At 37.0% G+C, this 16835-nt stretch carries 18 protein-coding genes; 15 read left to right on the forward strand and 3 right to left on the reverse strand.

Annotated elements, in window-relative coordinates; genetic code table 11:
- Positions 1-34 precede the first annotated feature (34 nt).
- The 7 genes from cmk (at position 35) to nqrE (ending at position 6462) form a co-directional block, all read left to right on the forward strand.
- Positions 35-721, forward strand: a complete 687-nt coding sequence (gene cmk / locus CHB66_RS09805; RefSeq protein ID WP_089240394.1) for a (d)CMP kinase — start codon at positions 35-37, stop codon at positions 719-721.
- A 4-nt stretch (positions 722-725) separates the two neighbouring features.
- The gene (locus CHB66_RS09810; protein ID WP_089240396.1) at positions 726-1628 is read left to right on the forward strand and encodes a 4-hydroxy-3-methylbut-2-enyl diphosphate reductase; all 903 of its coding nucleotides are present in this window, start codon (positions 726-728) and stop codon (positions 1626-1628) included.
- Between the two features lie 134 nt (positions 1629-1762).
- Entirely contained in the window at positions 1763-3148 is a 1386-nt protein-coding gene (locus tag CHB66_RS09815; protein WP_089240398.1) for a Na(+)-translocating NADH-quinone reductase subunit A, read from the forward strand.
- A 5-nt stretch (positions 3149-3153) separates the two neighbouring features.
- Positions 3154-4368: an NADH:ubiquinone reductase (Na(+)-transporting) subunit B gene (locus CHB66_RS09820; RefSeq protein ID WP_089240400.1), complete on the forward strand. Its 1215-nt coding sequence runs from the start codon at positions 3154-3156 to the stop codon at positions 4366-4368.
- Positions 4355-5131 carry an NADH:ubiquinone reductase (Na(+)-transporting) subunit C gene (gene nqrC, locus CHB66_RS09825; RefSeq protein ID WP_089240402.1) on the forward strand — a complete coding sequence of 259 codons (777 nt, stop codon included), beginning with the start codon at positions 4355-4357 and terminating at the stop codon, positions 5129-5131. The genes CHB66_RS09820 and nqrC overlap by 14 nt, the downstream gene beginning before the upstream one ends.
- A 24-nt stretch (positions 5132-5155) precedes the next feature.
- The gene (locus tag CHB66_RS09830) at positions 5156-5836 is read left to right on the forward strand and encodes an NADH:ubiquinone reductase (Na(+)-transporting) subunit D (protein ID WP_089240404.1); all 681 of its coding nucleotides are present in this window, start codon (positions 5156-5158) and stop codon (positions 5834-5836) included.
- A gap of 14 nt (positions 5837-5850) precedes the next feature.
- Entirely contained in the window at positions 5851-6462 is a 612-nt protein-coding gene (nqrE, locus tag CHB66_RS09835; protein ID WP_089240406.1) for an NADH:ubiquinone reductase (Na(+)-transporting) subunit E, read from the forward strand.
- Between the two features lie 74 nt (positions 6463-6536).
- Here nqrE and CHB66_RS09840 read toward each other — a convergent pair whose 3' ends face one another.
- Positions 6537-8429: an ABC-F family ATP-binding cassette domain-containing protein gene (locus CHB66_RS09840; protein WP_089240407.1), complete on the reverse strand. Its 1893-nt coding sequence runs from the start codon at positions 8427-8429 to the stop codon at positions 6537-6539.
- Between the two features lie 262 nt (positions 8430-8691).
- Positions 8692-9012: a sll1863 family stress response protein gene (locus CHB66_RS09845; protein ID WP_089240409.1), complete on the reverse strand. Its 321-nt coding sequence runs from the start codon at positions 9010-9012 to the stop codon at positions 8692-8694.
- 34 nt (positions 9013-9046) lie between these two features.
- Here CHB66_RS09845 and CHB66_RS09850 point away from each other — a divergent pair, with 34 nt between their 5' ends.
- Positions 9047-9721, forward strand: coding sequence for a hypothetical protein (locus tag CHB66_RS09850; RefSeq protein WP_089240411.1), 675 nt, complete (start codon positions 9047-9049; stop codon positions 9719-9721).
- Here CHB66_RS09850 and CHB66_RS09855 read toward each other — a convergent pair.
- Positions 9708-11498, reverse strand: a complete 1791-nt coding sequence (locus CHB66_RS09855) for an ABC transporter ATP-binding protein (RefSeq protein WP_089240413.1) — start codon at positions 11496-11498, stop codon at positions 9708-9710. The two genes, CHB66_RS09850 and CHB66_RS09855, sit on opposite strands and share 14 nt — an antisense overlap.
- 147 nt (positions 11499-11645) lie before the next feature.
- Here CHB66_RS09855 and CHB66_RS09860 point away from each other — a divergent pair, with 147 nt between their 5' ends.
- The 7 genes from CHB66_RS09860 (at position 11646) to coaE (ending at position 16833) form a co-directional block, all read left to right on the forward strand.
- Positions 11646-12746 carry a Glu/Leu/Phe/Val family dehydrogenase gene (locus CHB66_RS09860; protein WP_089240415.1) on the forward strand — a complete coding sequence of 367 codons (1101 nt, stop codon included), beginning with the start codon at positions 11646-11648 and terminating at the stop codon, positions 12744-12746.
- A gap of 141 nt (positions 12747-12887) precedes the next feature.
- A complete protein-coding gene (nusB, locus tag CHB66_RS09865; protein WP_089240417.1) occupies positions 12888-14072 on the forward strand; it encodes a transcription antitermination factor NusB in 1185 nt (394 codons plus the stop codon).
- 11 nt (positions 14073-14083) lie between these two features.
- A complete protein-coding gene (locus CHB66_RS09870) occupies positions 14084-14386 on the forward strand; it encodes a YtxH domain-containing protein (protein ID WP_089240419.1) in 303 nt (100 codons plus the stop codon).
- Positions 14387-14398: 12 nt separating this feature from the next.
- A complete protein-coding gene (locus tag CHB66_RS09875) occupies positions 14399-14932 on the forward strand; it encodes a DUF1573 domain-containing protein (protein ID WP_089240421.1) in 534 nt (177 codons plus the stop codon).
- Positions 14933-14934: 2 nt separating this feature from the next.
- Positions 14935-15252: a preprotein translocase subunit YajC gene (gene yajC, locus CHB66_RS09880; protein WP_089240423.1), complete on the forward strand. Its 318-nt coding sequence runs from the start codon at positions 14935-14937 to the stop codon at positions 15250-15252.
- An 8-nt stretch (positions 15253-15260) separates the two neighbouring features.
- The gene (locus CHB66_RS09885) at positions 15261-16226 is read left to right on the forward strand and encodes a YbbR-like domain-containing protein (protein ID WP_089240425.1); all 966 of its coding nucleotides are present in this window, start codon (positions 15261-15263) and stop codon (positions 16224-16226) included.
- Entirely contained in the window at positions 16219-16833 is a 615-nt protein-coding gene (coaE, locus tag CHB66_RS09890; RefSeq protein WP_089240427.1) for a dephospho-CoA kinase, read from the forward strand. Before CHB66_RS09885 ends, coaE begins: the two co-directional genes overlap by 8 nt.
- Positions 16834-16835 lie beyond the last annotated feature (2 nt).

Genomic DNA, 16835 nt, shown 5'->3' on the forward strand with positions numbered 1-16835 from the left:
CCCTGAAATAAAAAGGAGGGACAACTTTTACTAGATGAATAAAATTGTTATCGCAATTGACGGGCATTCTGGGTGTGGCAAAAGTTCCACAGCTAAATCTGTGGCCCAAAAACTTGGATATACCTACATTGATTCAGGTGCTATGTACAGAGCTGCCACTTTACATTTTTTGAACAATCACACCGTTTTGACCAACTCAAAAGAAGTTAAAAATGGTCTTGACTCACTAAAAATCAGCTTTCAGATCAATCCTGATAACCAAAAACAGGAAACATATCTTAATGGGCTCAATGTGGAAAAAGAAATCAGAACCATGAGGGTATCTGATTACGTTAGTGAAGTAAGTAAAATCAAGGAGGTCCGACAAGAATTAGTCGCTCAGCAACAAAAGCTTGGTAGAAAAAAAGGTGTTGTAATGGATGGAAGAGACATTGGTACGGTAGTTTTTCCTGATGCAGAGTTAAAGATTTTCATGACCGCAGATATTCAAATCAGAGCTGAGAGAAGGCAAAAGGAAATTTTGGAAAAAGGAGATCTGGTTGAATTAGACAAGATCATCAATAATCTTCAAGAAAGAGATAGAATAGATTCTAATCGGGCTGAAAGTCCATTATTTAAGGCAGCAGATGCGGTAGAGATTGATACCAGCTTCCTAGATTTCGAAAAACAAGTCGAACAGATTATATCACTGGCCAAAGAGCGAATGGCCGAGAAAGTATAGGCTTATGAATGTTACCATAGATAAAAACTCAGGTTATTGTTTTGGGGTAGAATTTGCCATAAAAATGGCAGAAGATGAAATGGAGGGTAATGATAGACTCTATTGCCTTGGCGATATCGTACACAATGACATGGAAGTCAAGCGACTTAGCGAGAAAGGCTTGGTGGTTATTGATAGAGAGAAACTTCAAGACTTAAGCGATTGCAAAGTTCTAATCAGAGCTCATGGAGAGCCTCCAGAAACCTACCGTACTGCAATCGAAAATAACATAGAGCTAATAGATGCTTCATGCCCTGTTGTTTTGAAGCTTCAGCATAGAGTCAAAACCGCATTTGACAAGATGGAAAAGGAAAAAGGTCAAATAGTCATCTATGGAAAAAAGGGGCATGCAGAGGTAATTGGACTTACGGGCCAAACCTTAGAAAAGGCCATAGTTGTCATGGAAGATAAGGACCTAGAAAAAATAGATTTCACAAAACCTGTAACCTTATTCAGTCAAACTACGAAAAGTACTAAAGGCTTTTACGAATTAAAGGAAAAAATTGAGGAAAAAATTAAGGCAACAAAGGGAGTGTTGAACGAGATTGACTTCAATGCCAATGACTCCATTTGTAGGCAGGTATCAAATAGAGAACCACAATTGAAACATTTTGCCAGTGAAAAAGATGTAATCATCTTTGTGTCCGGTAAAAAAAGTTCAAATGGGAAAGCCTTGTATCAAGTTTGTAAAAATGAAAACGAGAAAAGCTATTTTGTAGAAAATGAATCAGAGATCGACCCAAACTGGTTCAGTCCAGAAGATAAGGTTGGGATTTGTGGAGCGACTTCTACACCTATGTGGCTAATGGAACAGGTGATGCACTACATCATGTCCCTTGAACAAGGCCTTGCTTTAGAGAGTAATTAAATCAAAGAAAGACGTGAATTAAATATGTCAACTTAGCAGGTTACTGGCAAATAAACACAGAATTATCTTCTAATAACTGATGTATTTTCTTAGATTTGAGGCGTTTTTCAAAAGACCATACAGTTCAAAATAATATGTCAAAACTAATTAAGCTTAAGAAGGGATTCGACATTAAGCTCGCTGGAAAGGCTGAAAAGCAGCTTGAAGACTTCCAGTCTGCTAAGACCTTTGCTATCAAACCTACGGACTTCATTGGTCTTCAAAGACCTAAAGTTACTGTGGCTGAAGGAGATACAGTAAAGGCAGGAACTCCGATTTTATTCGACAAGGCTTTGGAGCAAGTCCAATACGTCGCACCAGTTTCTGGTGAAATCGTTGAGATCAAAAGAGGTGAAAAGAGAAAGCTATTGGAAATTAAAATCCTAGCTGACAAAGAAATCAGCTATGAAAATTTCGAAAAATATGCTGAATCTTCCATAAAGTCACTCAGTAAAGAAGACGCAATCACCCAAATGACCAAAGGTGGTGTATGGCCTCAACTGATCCAAAGACCTTTTGGTATAGTGGCTAATCCTGAAGATAGTCCAAAAGCCATATTTATATCAGGTTTTGACTCTCACCCACTAGCTCCAGATTACGCAGTAACATTGAAGGGTGAAGAAAAATACTTTCAAGCTGGTATTGACGTCCTCAAAAAGCTTACAGAGGGAACAATCCATTTGAATCTTAATGCAGATGCTGAGGTACCTGGCGTTTTTGCTAATGTACAAAATGCACAAATCAATAGATTCTCAGGTCCACACCCTGCTGGTAACGTGGGCATTCAAATCCATCATATAGATCCTATAAATAAGGGTGAAGTAGCTTGGACAATCAATCCTTACGGAGTAGTCCAAATTGGAAAACTTTTTCTCGAAGGTCTATATGATGCTTCTAAAGTTATTTCCATTACTGGATCAAGGGCTAAGAAAGCTGTTTACACGAAAACTTTTATTGGCGCTTGCGTAGATACTCTTGTAAATGGAAACCTGAAAGAAGACGAAAAGTCTGATGTTGCTCCTGAAACAAGAGTTATTTCTGGCAATGTACTGACAGGAGAGAAAATAAATCATGACGGTTACTTGGGTTACTATCATAACCAATTGACTTTGATTCCAGAGGGAGAATATCACGAATTTTTAGGATGGATGAAACCAACAACTGATAAATTAAGCTTCCACAGAGCACTTGGCTTATTGTCTTTCTTAAAACCAAACAAGGAGTACGTTCTTGACTCTAACGTTAGAGGTGAAGAGAGAGCGTTTGTTCAGACAGGCGTATTTGAAAGTGTAACTCCGATGGACATTCTTCCAGTTTATCTACTAAAAGCCATCATGGCAGAAGATTTTGATGAAATGGAAGAGTTGGGTATCTACGAAATCGTAGAAGAAGACTTAGCACTATGTGAGTTTGTGGACGTTTCCAAACACCCAGTACAGGAAATAGTTAGAAAAGGAATAGACTTAATTCAATACAGTTAATCAATATGAAGTTTCTAAGAGATCTGTTGGATAAGCAGAAGCCCCTTTTTCAAAAGGGAGGAAAATTAGAGAACCTTTATTATGCGTTTGAAGCTGGTGAGACATTTTTGTTTACACCAAAACATACCAATGCAATAAAAGGAGCTCAGGTCAAAGATGCCATTGACCTAAAAAGGATGATGATTACGGTAGTAATCGCAATGATTCCTTGTTTATTATTCGGCATCTATAATACAGGTCATCAACATTTTCTTGCCACAGGACAAACAGCAGGTTTGTGGGAAGATTTTGGACCAAAAGCATTGCTAGGCTTACAACTGGTGCTTCCAATTGTTATAGTAGCATATGCAGCTGGAGGGGCTGTAGAGGCAGCTTTTGCAGTGATTAGAAAACACCCAATCAACGAAGGATTTCTAGTTACAGGAATGTTAATTCCATTAGTAGTACCAGCCACGCTACCATTATGGCAAGTTGCCTTAGCAACAGTTTTTGCAGTCATCATTGCAAAAGAAGTATTTGGGGGAACTGGAATGAATATTTTGAACGTAGCGATGACAGCAAGAGCATTCTTGTATTTCGCATACCCTGCTCAAATATCAGGTGATCAAGTTTGGACATACCTGGGAGACAAAGCACCTGTAGATGGCTTCTCTGGTGCAACAGCATTAGCTGTAGCATACAATGCAGGGGTAGAAGGCGAAACTGTCAACTCAGCGCTCGCGACTCACAATAGTGCTATTGGTGCTGGATTATTTGACTTTGCAAACTTATTTATAGGTTGGATTCCAGGCTCTATCGGAGAAACATCTACATTGATGGCTTTGATTGGTGCAGTTATTTTAGTAGCAACTGGAGTAGCAAGCTGGAAAATCATCGTATCAGGTTTCGCAGGCGCATACTTAATGGGTCTTATAATGAATATATTCGCAGTAAATGAATATATGGCAATGGGTCCAGAATATCACATTGTGATGGGTGGTTTGGCATTCGGTGTAGTATTCATGGCAACAGATCCAGTATCTGCTGCACAAACAGAAATTGGAAAGTGGATCTACGGGCTATTGATTGGTGTCTTGACAGTCATCATCCGAGTGACCAACCCTGCTTATCCAGAAGGAATCATGCTTGCCGTTCTTTTCATGAACGTGTTTGCACCTTTGATCGATTATTATGTAGTAAAAGCAAACAAGAAAAGGAGGTTACAACGTGCAACAGTCTAACGCATATATCATCACTTTCTCAGTAATTCTGACAGTTGTTTTGGGGTTATTGTTATCAGGTACTTCTCAGTTATTGGGTCCTATTCAGAAAAAGGCCGTAGAACTAGATACCAAAAAGCAGATATTAGGTGCTGTCTTGGATGCATCTGAAATTAGAGCAATGAAGCCAGATCAAATACTTGATTTCTACGAAAAAAGAATCACATCTAAAGTAGTAGACATAGATGGTAACGAAATAGAAAAAGATACAGATGGCAATGAAATCGTTGCTGAAAATGTAGATGTTGCCAAAAACTATAAAATGGCACCTGAAAAAAGAAAATATCCAGTTTTCATCTTCCATGCTGAAGGCAATCAAGATGATGCCGAGGCTATCATTGTACAAGTGTACGGTGCTGGTCTTTGGGATGAAATCTGGGGATTCCTTGCTTTGGATACTGACTTAAACACAATTGAAGGTGTAACTTTTGGACACAAGGGTGAAACACCCGGTCTTGGAGCAAGAATCACTGAAGGTGGAGTTCAAAATAGATATCAAGGGAAGAAAATTTTCAATGACTCAGGTGAATTCCAATCCGTAGCTATGCAAAAAGGTGAAGGCAAAGATTATAGCAGCGAAGATCATAAAGTAGATGGACTTTCTGGCGCAACAATCACTGCTAACGGTGTAAATGCCATGTTGGAAAATTACTTAAAAGCTTATAAAGCTTATTTTGAGAAAATCAAAAGTTCCTCATCCAGCGAAATTGCCGCATTAAACTAATTCAGACATTATAAATAAAATATAATGAGCACAGAAACTGCAGAAATTAAAGAAAAAAAGGTGTCAGAAGCCTTATTTTCTAAAAGAAGAAAAAAGTTAATAAGCGATCCGCTAGTCGATGACAATCCAATTACCATTCAGGTATTAGGAATATGTTCAGCTCTTGCCGTAACTACACAGATGCAGCCTACCTTGGTGATGGCCATCTCAGTAATATTTGTAATGGTAATGGCGAACTTGACCATTTCACTATTGAGAAACACTATCCCTTCAAGGGTTAGGATAATTGTTCAGTTAGCTGTTGTCGCCTCTTTAGTGACGCTAGTTAACGAAGTATTGAAAGCTTTTGCTTTCGATATGTACAAAGAACTTTCAGTATTTGTAGGCTTGATCATTACCAACTGTATCGTAATGGGTAGACTAGAGGCTTTCGCCTTAGGAAACAAGCCTTACGATTCTATTCTTGATGGATTTGGTAGTGCTTTAGGTTATTCTTGGATTATACTTGCTGTTGCCTTCTTCAGGGAGTTATTAGGTTCTGGTTCAGTATTCGGTGTTCAAATCTATGATGGAATCAGCAGCCTATTTGGTGGAGAATTCAGCCTAGCGACCAATGGTCTTATGGTATCTCCAGTAGGGGCTTTCATTATCTTAGGTCTGATCATTTGGGTACAGCGTACCAAGACAGGTTATGTTGAACATTAATAAAGAAGAGAGAAATGGAATTATTTAGCTTAGCAATTAAGTCAATCTTTATTGACAACATGGTTTTTGCCTACTTCTTGGGAATGTGTTCATTTTTGGCTGTTTCCAAAAAAGTAAGTACAGCTATTGGTCTTGGTGCCGCAGTAATATTTGTATTGACAGTAACAGTTCCAGTAAACTGGCTTTTGAATGAATTCATCTTAAAAGAAGGAGCCTTGACATGGGCTAGCGCATCTCTTGCAGGTGTGGATTTATCTTTCTTGAGATTCATTATGTTCATCGCTATCATCGCTGCAATGGTTCAGCTTGTAGAGATGGTCGTAGAAAAATTCGCTCCTGCTCTTTATGGAGCACTAGGTATATTCCTTCCTTTGATTGCTGTAAACTGTGCTATCTTAGGTGGTTCACTTTTTATGGCACAAAGAGATTATACCTTAGCTGAATCTACAGTATATGGATTCGGATCTGGTACAGGCTTCTTCTTGGCAATTGTAGCTTTAGCTGCTATTAGAGAAAAGCTAAAATACTCTAATGTACCAAACGGCTTAAAAGGATTGGGTATTACCATGCTTTTGACTGGTCTTATGGGTATAGCATTTATGTCTTTCATGGGTATAGATCTATAAAAAAAGCAAAACATATTCAAGTAAAAAGGCCTCAGAAAATTCTGAGGCCTTTTTGTTGATACAGAAATTTTATGTTATATGATTCCTTCTAACTCACTCAATTCCAACCAACGCATTTCCTTTTCTTCTAATATGTCATCGATTTCTTGAATTCTTGCAGACCACTTGATTAACTCTTGATGATCATCTGATCCCTGAGTGATTTTAGCTACGACTACTTCTTTTTCACGTTGAAGCTTTTCGATAGTCTGATTCAACTCTTCAAATTCCTTTTTCTCCTTGAAACTAGCTTTATTCTTTGGGGGATTTTGGTCTTGAACTTCTTGAATACTTTTCTGGGAAGCAACCTTTTCTTGAGGTTTTGCCGTTTGATTTTCTTTCTCCCATTCTCTGAAATCAGAATAATTCCCAGGGAAATCCTTAATCTTACCCTCTCCTTCAAAGACAAACAAATGATCTACCAGCCTATCCATAAAGTACCTATCGTGAGAAACTATGATAAGACATCCTGGAAAGTTATCCAAAAATTCCTCAAGTGTATTAAGTGTCACGATATCCAAATCATTGGTAGGTTCATCAAGTATGAGAAAATTTGGACTTTTTATCAATATCATCAAAAGCTGCAATCTCCTTCTCTCTCCACCGCTTAATTTTGCGATTGGGGTATGTTGCTGTTTGGGGGGGAATCCAAATTTTGTCAAAAACTGAGAAACTGTAATTGTAGCTCCACCAGCAACAGTAACCACCTCTGCTACTTCTTTAACGATATCAAGAAGTCTTTTTTCTTCATCAAAAGAATCTTCCTCTTGTCGGTAGTAACCAATTGCTGTTGTTTGTCCAATTCCTACTTTTCCTGCATCAGGTTCCAATATTCCAGTAACCATATTGAGAAAGGTTGTTTTCCCAGCCCCATTGGGTCCTACTATACCTATTTTATCTCCTTTCTTAAAGATATAAGAAAAGTCTTCTATGATCTTTTTATCATCAAAAGATTTCTTTATATGCTCGATTTCTATGATCTTATTACCTAGACGTTGAGAGGTCACAGCTAATTCAATCTCGCGTTCTTCTCTCTTACTAAAAGCTTTTTCTTTTGTTTCTTCAAAAGCATCTACCCTATATTTAGCTTTGGTACCTCTGGCTTTAGGCTGTCTTCTGATCCAATCCAATTCTTTTTTATAGAGACTCTTTGCTTTATCTATTTCAGTAGCCTCTATCTCTCTTCGTTCAGCTTTTTTCTCTAAGAAATAGCCATAATTTCCCATATAGCGATGTATACTTCCATTGTCCAATTCTAGAATTTGATTAGTCACCTTCTCTAAGAAATACCTATCATGGGTTACCATAAACAAAGCCAAATTTGCTTTGGAAAGGTACTCTTCAAGCCATTCTATAGTTTCTAAATCCAAGTGGTTAGTTGGCTCATCAAGTAATAATAGATCAGGTTTTTCTAAGATAGCCTTAGCCAATGCAACTCTTTTTCGCTGGCCTCCACTTAAATTTCCCACAGCAATATCTGTATCATGTAGTCCTAGCTTACCTAGGATCTCCTTTACTTGATATTCGAAATCCCAAGCTTCCAGTCTATCCATTTTTTCGAAAATCTTCTGTAGCTGTTCAGAATTATCTATACCATTTTCAGAATCAATCATTGCCCTATGATAATTTTCTATGACTTTCAAAGTCTCATTATCACTCCCATCAAAGATTGTTTGATATATAGAAAGATTTCCTGTGAAAACTGGATTTTGGTGAACGTAAGCAACTTTGACCTGCTGATTGATTGCAATCTGTCCTGAATCGGGGACTTCTATTCCCATGATGATCTTCATCAAAGTGGATTTTCCTGCTCCATTGATACCAACAAGTGCTACCTTTTGCCCCTGATCTAAGCCAAAAGAAATATTTTGAAAAAGTTTACGCTCGCCAAAAGACTTGCTGAGATTTTCTACTGATAAGTAATTCATGGTGCAAAGATAGCGTTTGTAAAGTGCAAAATCAGCGCTTTATAAAAATTCCTTATATAATTGAAAAACTTAATTAAAACAGCAGTAAACAAGTTTTTACAATAAATTACTTCAAAGCAACACAATCGCATGCCCCAGATGTAGCCTCGAATTAGAAGTAGATAGAGAAAAATCTGAAGGAGCATTAGCTGCTTTGAGTAAATTACAGTCTGGGCTACATGAAGCAGCTACCATTCGACAAAACTCCAAGACTTGATAAACATCATCCTTTTTTGATTAAAACCTTGAAAGCTTCTCCAAGTTGTTTAAAGGCATTTTTAAAATGCTTTTGAGACTTTTTTAAATTAGGCTCCATTTCTATTTTTTTCGAATTGTATAGGTTTTCAACTTTTGATTTACCCTTCTTGAGTTCTTCTTCTATGGTAGTCCTTTTTTCTCTCAGATCTTTGATTTTCTTTTCTAAATCAACTTTTGCCTCACCACCTGCATCCGCTGCTTTTTCAATTAAATGTTCTATTTTAGTACCAATGTCCTGAAGGAGCGACTCCACTTCATCAAACCCGGATTTTTTATGACCTTCCATTATCTTTAATTTGATTCTAAAACTAATTTACGAAATGTTAGCTGAAATAATCGAAAAACTAGAAACAACCACGAAATTGAAACAAGACTTATTCAATCAACTAGTGGCGTATTTTGATAACTTAGAAAAAACTTGTCGTGAAGTAGCTTCAGAATTACAAGCTGCTGAAACTATTAATAACTTACCTATCAGAATTGAAAAAGTAAATGATTATGAATTTCTTTTCAGAATAGGGGGAGATGTTTTGATTTTTATGATGCAAAGCAACATAGTTAGAATACCTGACGAAGCCTACATTTGCAAAACCAAATACCTTAAAGATGACATCAGTCTCCGCTATTTTGGTCAAGTTTTAATCTATAATTTTCTAGCTGACACAATTACTTACGGTAGATTGGAAGATCCAGGCTACTTGATTAGTCGCCTCCTATTGAATAGAGAAAATAAATTCTTCTTAGAAGGTGACAGAAAGATTGTTTTTGATTTTCCAGAACTGAAAGTGAATACTGTCACAAAAGAGAAAAACAGGCAACTCGTAGAAGGCTTAGTACTATCAGCACTCAACAATGACCTACTAGCTCCCAACTTCCATGATATCATGATGATCAATTATCATCAAAAGTTAGAACACACTTCAAGTATGGGCAATCCACAAAAAATAGGTTTTGACATGTTTGCAAAAAACAGAGAAAACCCTAATTCTCAATAGGCTCATTATTTTGAGTCTGCTTTTCATATAATTCTGCATAGACTCCTTTTTTGGACATCAATTCTTCATGACTACCTTGCTCAACAAGCCTACCGTCATCCAAAACAATGATTTTATTTGCCAACTTGGCAGAAGATACCCTGTGAGATATGATGATTGAAGTCCTATTCTCCATTATCTTACTCAAGGCGTTGAGAATGGCATTTTCTGTTTTGGTATCTACTGCAGATAGACAATCATCCAAGAGTAAAATACTAGGCTCCTTAGCTATTGCACGTGCTATTGATACTCTTTGCTTCTGACCACCTGATAGTGTAATCCCCCTCTCCCCTAATTTAGTCTGAAAACCCTTGGGAAAAGCGGCAATGTTATCATAAACATCTGCATCTTTTGCAGCTTTTTCTACTAGTTCTTCAGGGATTTGATCCAATCCAAAGCCAATATTATTGGAAATACTATCACTAAAAAGGAAAACATCTTGAGGCACGAAACCAATCTGACGTCTCAAAGCTGCTGTATCAAATGTCTCAATTTTATGACCATCTATGTGAATCTCTCCATCTGATACATCATACATCCTCATCAGAAGATTAGCTATTGTAGACTTCCCTGAGCCAGTTGTTCCAATAATTGCGAGTGATTCTCCTGAATCAATATCGAAACTTACGCTATCTAGTGCTTTGATGCCTGACTCTGGATAGGTGAACGAAACATTTTTCACTTCAATTCTACCCTTAATAGGTATATCTAATCCTTGTGTACTGATTATGTCATTCTTTTCGTCTAAAAACTCGTTGATTCTTGTTTGAGATGCCGCTGCACGCTGCACGATACTTGTCACCCAACCAAGCGATGTCACTGGCCAAGTAAGCATATTGACATAAAGAATAAACTCAGCAATAACTCCATAACCTATCGTCCCGTCTATCACTTGCATTCCGCCTACATACACGGTGATGATGGTACTGATACCAATCAAGGCCAAGATAAGAGGATAGAAAAGAGCCTGGACTAAGGTTAATCGTATAGATTTATCTTTATAATCTTCACTTGCTGTCTTGAAATCGTTGACACTGTCATCTTCTCTGACGAAAGCCTTCAAAACTCTGATTCCAGAAAAGGCTTCTTGAACAAAAGTACTCAAACCGGAAAGGCTTCTTTGAATTTTTTCTGACCTTTCATTGATCAGATTATTGACAAAATATATACTGATAGACAGGACTGGGAGTGGTAATAGGGAGTAAATGGTCAATTCTACATTTACACTGAGCATATACCCAATCACCAAAGGAAATAATATCAACAGATTAAGGCCATACATGATCGCCGGTCCCAAATACATCCTTACTCTACTTACGTCCTCTGTAATTCTCGCCATCAAATCCCCCGTACTATTTCTTCTATAAAAACTCAGAGGTAGGCTCTGATAATGATCGAAAATCTCATTTTTCATGTCATACTCTATCAGTCTAGACATAATAATAATAGTCTGACGGATCAAGAATAAAAAGAAACCTCGAAGCAAGGCCATGACAAGGATCAAAACTCCAAAAATAAAGATGAATTTCAAGAATGAAGATCTAGCTATAACACTCAGTTCACCTTCACTAAATACCTGATAATACGCAAAACTCTCCACCACATAATCTATGGCTATCCGGACAAGTTGAGCTGGAATAATTACAAAAATATTAGATATCACAGTAAATATGATCCCTAACAAAAGGTAACCCTTATATTTATATAAATATTTATTTAATCGCCAGAGTGGTTTCACGAAATAAAAACTTTTAAATCACTTGATTAGTTTTTTTTAACTACCTTAATTGCATTGGTAAAGCCCGAGAAAAATATATAATTTTGCATCGGTGATTTTACAACACAACAATCCCAAATATAACACAATAAAAAATTCCAAGTTCAAATGGTAGAGATTAATCCTGTGGAAAAAGTAAGAGAAGGATCCATCTATGGACAGATCACTTCTTTAGGTCATGAGCAATTGGTCATCTGTTACGATGAGCCTACAGGGCTGAAGGCTATTATAGGCATCCACAATACAGTCCTAGGCCCCGCACTAGGCGGCACAAGGATGTGGAACTATGCATCGGAGGCGGAGGCCATCACTGATGTTCTGAGATTGTCCAGAGGGATGACATTCAAAGCTGCTATCTCAGGCCTAAACTTGGGTGGCGGCAAAGCTGTCATCATGGGAGATCCAAAATTAAAGAATGAAGCATTCTTGAGAAGATTCGGGAGATTTGTAGATAGCCTAGGAGGAAGATACATTACTGCAGAAGATGTAAATATGAAAACAAGCGATATGGAATATATCGCTATGGAAACAAAGTACGTAACAGGTCTACCTGAAGTAAGAGGAGGAGGAGGCGACCCATCTCCTGTGACAGCTTACGGTACTTACCTAGGTATGAAAGCCGCTGCAAATAAAGCTTTCGGAACCGATTCACTGGAAGGTAAAAGAATCCTTGTTCAAGGGGTTGGTCAGGTAGGTAAATACCTAGTAGAGAGATTAATTAAAGAAAATGCGAAAGTATTTGTGACTGATATTTTCGAAGACAAGCTTGCTGAAGTAGCCAAAAACACCGGCGCTACGGCTATTTCTCCTGAGATGGTATATGACTTCGATATGGACATCTACTCTCCATGTGCTTTGGGAGCGACTATCAACGACGACACTATAGATAGATTGAAATGTAAAGTAATCGCAGGAGGAGCCAATAATCAGTTGAAAGATGAAGAGTATCATGGAAAAATACTCCTCGAAAAGGGCATCATTTACGCTCCTGATTTCTTAATCAATTCAGGTGGCTTGATCAATGTATGTGCAGAGTTTATGGGAGGATACAATAGAGAATCCACCTATAGACATGCCGAAAAGATCTATGATATCACTACTTCTATCTTAGAAAAATCAGCGATTGAAAATATCCCTTCTCAAGAAGCGGCGATTGAAATGGCTTGGAACAGAATAGAAGCAATGGGAAGAGTAAAACTCCCTTACTAATTTTAAAAATAAATTGAAACCACCTGAAAGCAGAGATCTTGTAATTTTCAGGTGGTTTTTAATATGCTTAAAGACAGATTAGACGAACTGTCTTCGATTACTACGTCTAAAATATTATATTTACGTTCTTTAAATTCAGGTATGTTAAACAGAAGAATCCTCAGAGTCAAGGCATTTCAAAGTCTCTATGCTTACGAGCAATGCAAAGCATCTAATTTTAATCTTGCGAAAGACCAAATAAGAGAAGCTTTCCTCCCTGACCTCAATAGCATGGAGGTTCAAGATAAGACTCAATTAAAAAAAGATGCTGAAACCACCATCAAACTTTTTGAAAATAACCTGAATAATAAGTCCCTAATTTCTTCTCAAGAAGTCAGTGTAAAAATAAAATCAGAGGCCATAAAAGCTATCAATACTTTTCATAAAGCCAATGAAAAGGATTATGACTTTTTGCTCAAAAATATGATTACTTCCGCTGAAAAAATCCCACAACTTTACCTGAATGCAGTTCAATTACTTATTGAATTTAGTAATCATGTCAAGCGGGAAAGCGAAAAGAAAAGAAAGATAGCTACAGACCGTATTACGGATAACGCAGGCGAACTTAACCTAAGCAAAAACGTTATTTTACAACAGTTGAAAGCTAATCCTGATTTTGAAACAGCAGTAATCAGAAATGATGCAACGCTAGATGACCTTGAATTAGAAATCAAAGAATGGTTTAGAGATTACATCAAACCTGCTGAGGCTTATCAAGATTATATCAAAATCAGTCAACCAAATAGAGAAGATGATTACAATATCTTAGAGTCAATTCTCAAGAAAATCATTTTCAAGAATGATGCTATGCTCAACTTTTTCTCAGAAAAGGACATGAGTTGGATAGAAAATAAATCAGTAGTCAGAAGCTTAGCTACTAAATTGATCAAAAACGTGTATGAACAGGAAGTAAGCAGTAGTGATTTACTTCCTGAGATTGCTATGAACTGGGAAGATGATAAGGAATTCTTCCAAAATATATTTAACTTGACGATCGAAAATGAAGAAGTCAATCGAGACTTGATCGCCAAAAAAACTCAAAACTGGGATATAGAAAGGATAGCTTTCACTGACAAAATCATCATTTCGATGGCCTTGACAGAAATGAAGTTTTTCCCTAGTATACCAGTGAAAGTAACTATCAACGAATACATTGATGTATCCAAAACATATAGTACTCCAAAGAGCAAGCAATTTGTCAACGGTTTATTAGATGTTCTATCTAAAGAAATGTTAGAAAGCGGAGAAATCAAAAAGAGTGGTAGAGGTCTTTTAGATAATAAATAAACAACAAAGAGATGAGCAAAAGCAGCACAGGATGGGTCGCATTTTTAGCTGGTGCCGGTATTGGCGCAGCTTTGGGGATACTGTTTGCCCCAGATTCAGGAAAAAACACAAGAGATAAGCTATCTTACCAACTTTCTAAATATAAGGAAGAACTTGAAGAGCTTATCAAAGACTTGAGAGAAGGAAAAAACATGCCTTTTAACGAAGCAAAGTCTGAAGGAAATAAAGTGATATCTGACGCTAAAAATAAGGCAGAAAACTTATTGAGCGATGTCAACAAACTCATAGATCAAATCAACCAAGAAGCTAATTAACCTAATATATTTATGAAGCACTTAAGTTTATCAGCATTGGCACTCGCTGTAATCCTTGGATTCTCTAGCTGTGGTGGCAATGACCAATCTGACAAAATAGCGCAACTTGAACAAAAAATAGCGCAAATGGAAGCAGCAACTGCTACTCCTTCTAATGTTCAAACAACTACCACTGTAGACCCAAGTTCACTAGGGAAATTCAGTTTTGAAGAAGTTGAATTTGACTTTGGGACTATCGCCGAAGGTAAGGTTGTAGAGCATGTCTTCAACTTTGTCAATGATGGCCAAGCTCCATTGGTAATATCTAATGTGACTGCATCTTGTGGTTGTACAACTCCTGACTATACCAAAACACCAGTAAAACCAGGAGAATCAGGATTTGTAAAAGTTGCATTCAACTCTGCTGGTAAGCCAGGTACACAAGCGCCTACTGTAAGCATTCAAGCTAATACTAGCCCAAATGTCAACAGACTAAGACTAAAAGGAAATGTAACACCTAGAACAACAGCCAACACGCAGGGACAATTAGGCCCTGTTAAACAATAATTATGATTAACTTTATCTTATTACAAGCAGAAGGTGCCGGAGGAGGCATACTAGGTCAGGTATTTTTGTTTGGTTCTATCATATTGATCATGTATTTCTTCATGATCAGACCACAGCAGAAAAAACAAAAAGAAACTAAAAACTTCCTTGAGGAAGTGAAAAAAGGTGATAATGTAGTTACAATTGGTGGAATTCATGGCAAAGTAAATGCTGTAGAAGGTGATACCATTACATTAGAACTCGATAAAGGATTCAAAATTAAAATAGAAAAGTCCGCCGTTTCTCTGGACTTTACCAAAAGAGCAAACGGTACAAAATAATTTGTCCCTTGACTAAACTCAAAAAATTCTTTAAATCAACCAACCCTAGAAAGGTTGCAAATATGAAAGTGGTAGCATTATGCTTTTTAGCAGCTGCCACTTTCTGGTTTTTAAACGCTCTTAATAAGGATAACTATAATACAGTAGTGGATTATCCTATAGAAATCATTTTTGATCAAGAGGAATTCATGGCTGTTGAAAATCTCCCTTCAAAAATCAAAATTGAAATCAATGGCAACGGTTGGGATCTACTTAGAAAATATTTCAACATCAATGAAAGCCCTTTCTTAATTGAAATCAATAATCCAGCTACCAAAAATTACATCCTTACTTCTGAAATAAGAAGAAATCTCGCAGAAAATATCTCACCTACTTCTTTGGTGTCAATGGTTTCGGATACAATCAAATTCAATATTGACAAGGTAGTCACTAGAAAAGTGAAGGTAGAAGTGGATACTTCGGGAAATACAATAGCCAAAAACCATAAAATCATCAACCAAATTGAAATAGACCCTGCTACTATAAATATCAAAGGACCAACTTCGGTTTTGCAAAAATTAGATGGCTCTTTCAAAGTCAAATTGGGAGAAGAGAAGATCAGCAAAAGTTTTAATAAAATCATACCCCTTTCTGTCCCTGAACCTTATGAAGACTTCCTCAAGCTCGAAGATGAAAGTGTACTAGTGAAATTTGATCTTTATCAACTCCTAGAGGGTAATAAAAGGTTGAAAATCAGTAAAACAAATTTCCCTGACAATGTCAGCTTAGTACAAGAGCCAAATCATATCATGATATATTATCTCGTGGATGAGAGAAAGCTTGATGATCTTAAGCAGTTTGAGTTTGAAGCAGTGCTTAACTATAACAATAGAAACAAACAAGATAGTACTATTTCAGTAGTCATAAGCCCAAGGCCTTCTATGCTAGAAGATATGCGAATAGAGCCTGCTATTTTTAGATTGAAATATGAATAAAAACCGAACACTTCTAGTAGGCATAACTGGAGGAATAGGCTCTGGTAAATCAATTGTTGCCAAAATTTTTTCCATACTAAACATTCCTGTTTATTATGCAGATGACCGAGCAAAATGGCTTTTGTCAAATAATGCAGGTTTAAAAACTAAAATAATGGAAGTTTTTGGAGAAAAATCTTACTTTGATAATGGAGATCTAAATAGGGCTTTTTTAGCCTCCGAAGTTTTTGGGAATATTGAAAAAACTCAACTAATCAATAGCCTAGTACACCCAGTAGTCAAAGTTGACTTTGAAGCATGGGCGGAAGAAAATCAAAAATCCCCCTATGTCCTAAAAGAAGCAGCTCTACTATTTGAAACAGGGTCTGCTGAAGAACTAGACTTTGTCATCACTGTAAGCAGCCCATTAAGAGTTCGAATTAATAGAATATTGCTAAGAGACCCTCATCGCACTGAATATCAGGTAAATGCAATCATTGACCAACAATTGCCAGATGAGGAGAAAATCAAAAAGAGTGATTTTGTAGTGAAAAATGTAGACAACAAACTTTTAATCCCACAAGTCTTAGAGATTCATCAAAAAATCTTGGATACGCTCAAAAAGTAAGA

Origin of the sequence: Belliella buryatensis (genome assembly GCF_900188245.1) — a bacterium.
In the GTDB taxonomy this organism is placed as follows: domain Bacteria; phylum Bacteroidota; class Bacteroidia; order Cytophagales; family Cyclobacteriaceae; genus Belliella; species Belliella buryatensis.

Bases quoted from the DNA above. Each gene is read 5' to 3' on its own strand.
- CHB66_RS09840 (WP_089240407.1), bottom strand. From the start codon at position 8,429: ATGAATTACTTATCAGTAGAAAATCTCAGCAAGTCTTTTGGCGAGCGT.
- nusB (WP_089240417.1), top strand. From the start codon at position 12,888: ATGTTAAACAGAAGAATCCTCAGAGTCAAGGCATTTCAAAGTCTCTAT.
- CHB66_RS09815 (WP_089240398.1), top strand. From the start codon at position 1,763: ATGTCAAAACTAATTAAGCTTAAGAAGGGATTCGACATTAAGCTCGCT.
- CHB66_RS09860 (WP_089240415.1), top strand. From the start codon at position 11,646: ATGGTAGAGATTAATCCTGTGGAAAAAGTAAGAGAAGGATCCATCTAT.
- CHB66_RS09850 (WP_089240411.1), top strand. From the start codon at position 9,047: ATGTTAGCTGAAATAATCGAAAAACTAGAAACAACCACGAAATTGAAA.
- CHB66_RS09830 (WP_089240404.1), top strand. From the start codon at position 5,156: ATGAGCACAGAAACTGCAGAAATTAAAGAAAAAAAGGTGTCAGAAGCC.
- coaE (WP_089240427.1), top strand. From the start codon at position 16,219: ATGAATAAAAACCGAACACTTCTAGTAGGCATAACTGGAGGAATAGGC.
- CHB66_RS09870 (WP_089240419.1), top strand. From the start codon at position 14,084: ATGAGCAAAAGCAGCACAGGATGGGTCGCATTTTTAGCTGGTGCCGGT.
- nqrE (WP_089240406.1), top strand. From the start codon at position 5,851: ATGGAATTATTTAGCTTAGCAATTAAGTCAATCTTTATTGACAACATG.
- cmk (WP_089240394.1), top strand. From the start codon at position 35: ATGAATAAAATTGTTATCGCAATTGACGGGCATTCTGGGTGTGGCAAA.
- CHB66_RS09845 (WP_089240409.1), bottom strand. From the start codon at position 9,012: ATGGAAGGTCATAAAAAATCCGGGTTTGATGAAGTGGAGTCGCTCCTT.
- CHB66_RS09810 (WP_089240396.1), top strand. From the start codon at position 726: ATGAATGTTACCATAGATAAAAACTCAGGTTATTGTTTTGGGGTAGAA.
- yajC (WP_089240423.1), top strand. From the start codon at position 14,935: ATGATTAACTTTATCTTATTACAAGCAGAAGGTGCCGGAGGAGGCATA.
- CHB66_RS09820 (WP_089240400.1), top strand. From the start codon at position 3,154: ATGAAGTTTCTAAGAGATCTGTTGGATAAGCAGAAGCCCCTTTTTCAA.
- CHB66_RS09875 (WP_089240421.1), top strand. From the start codon at position 14,399: ATGAAGCACTTAAGTTTATCAGCATTGGCACTCGCTGTAATCCTTGGA.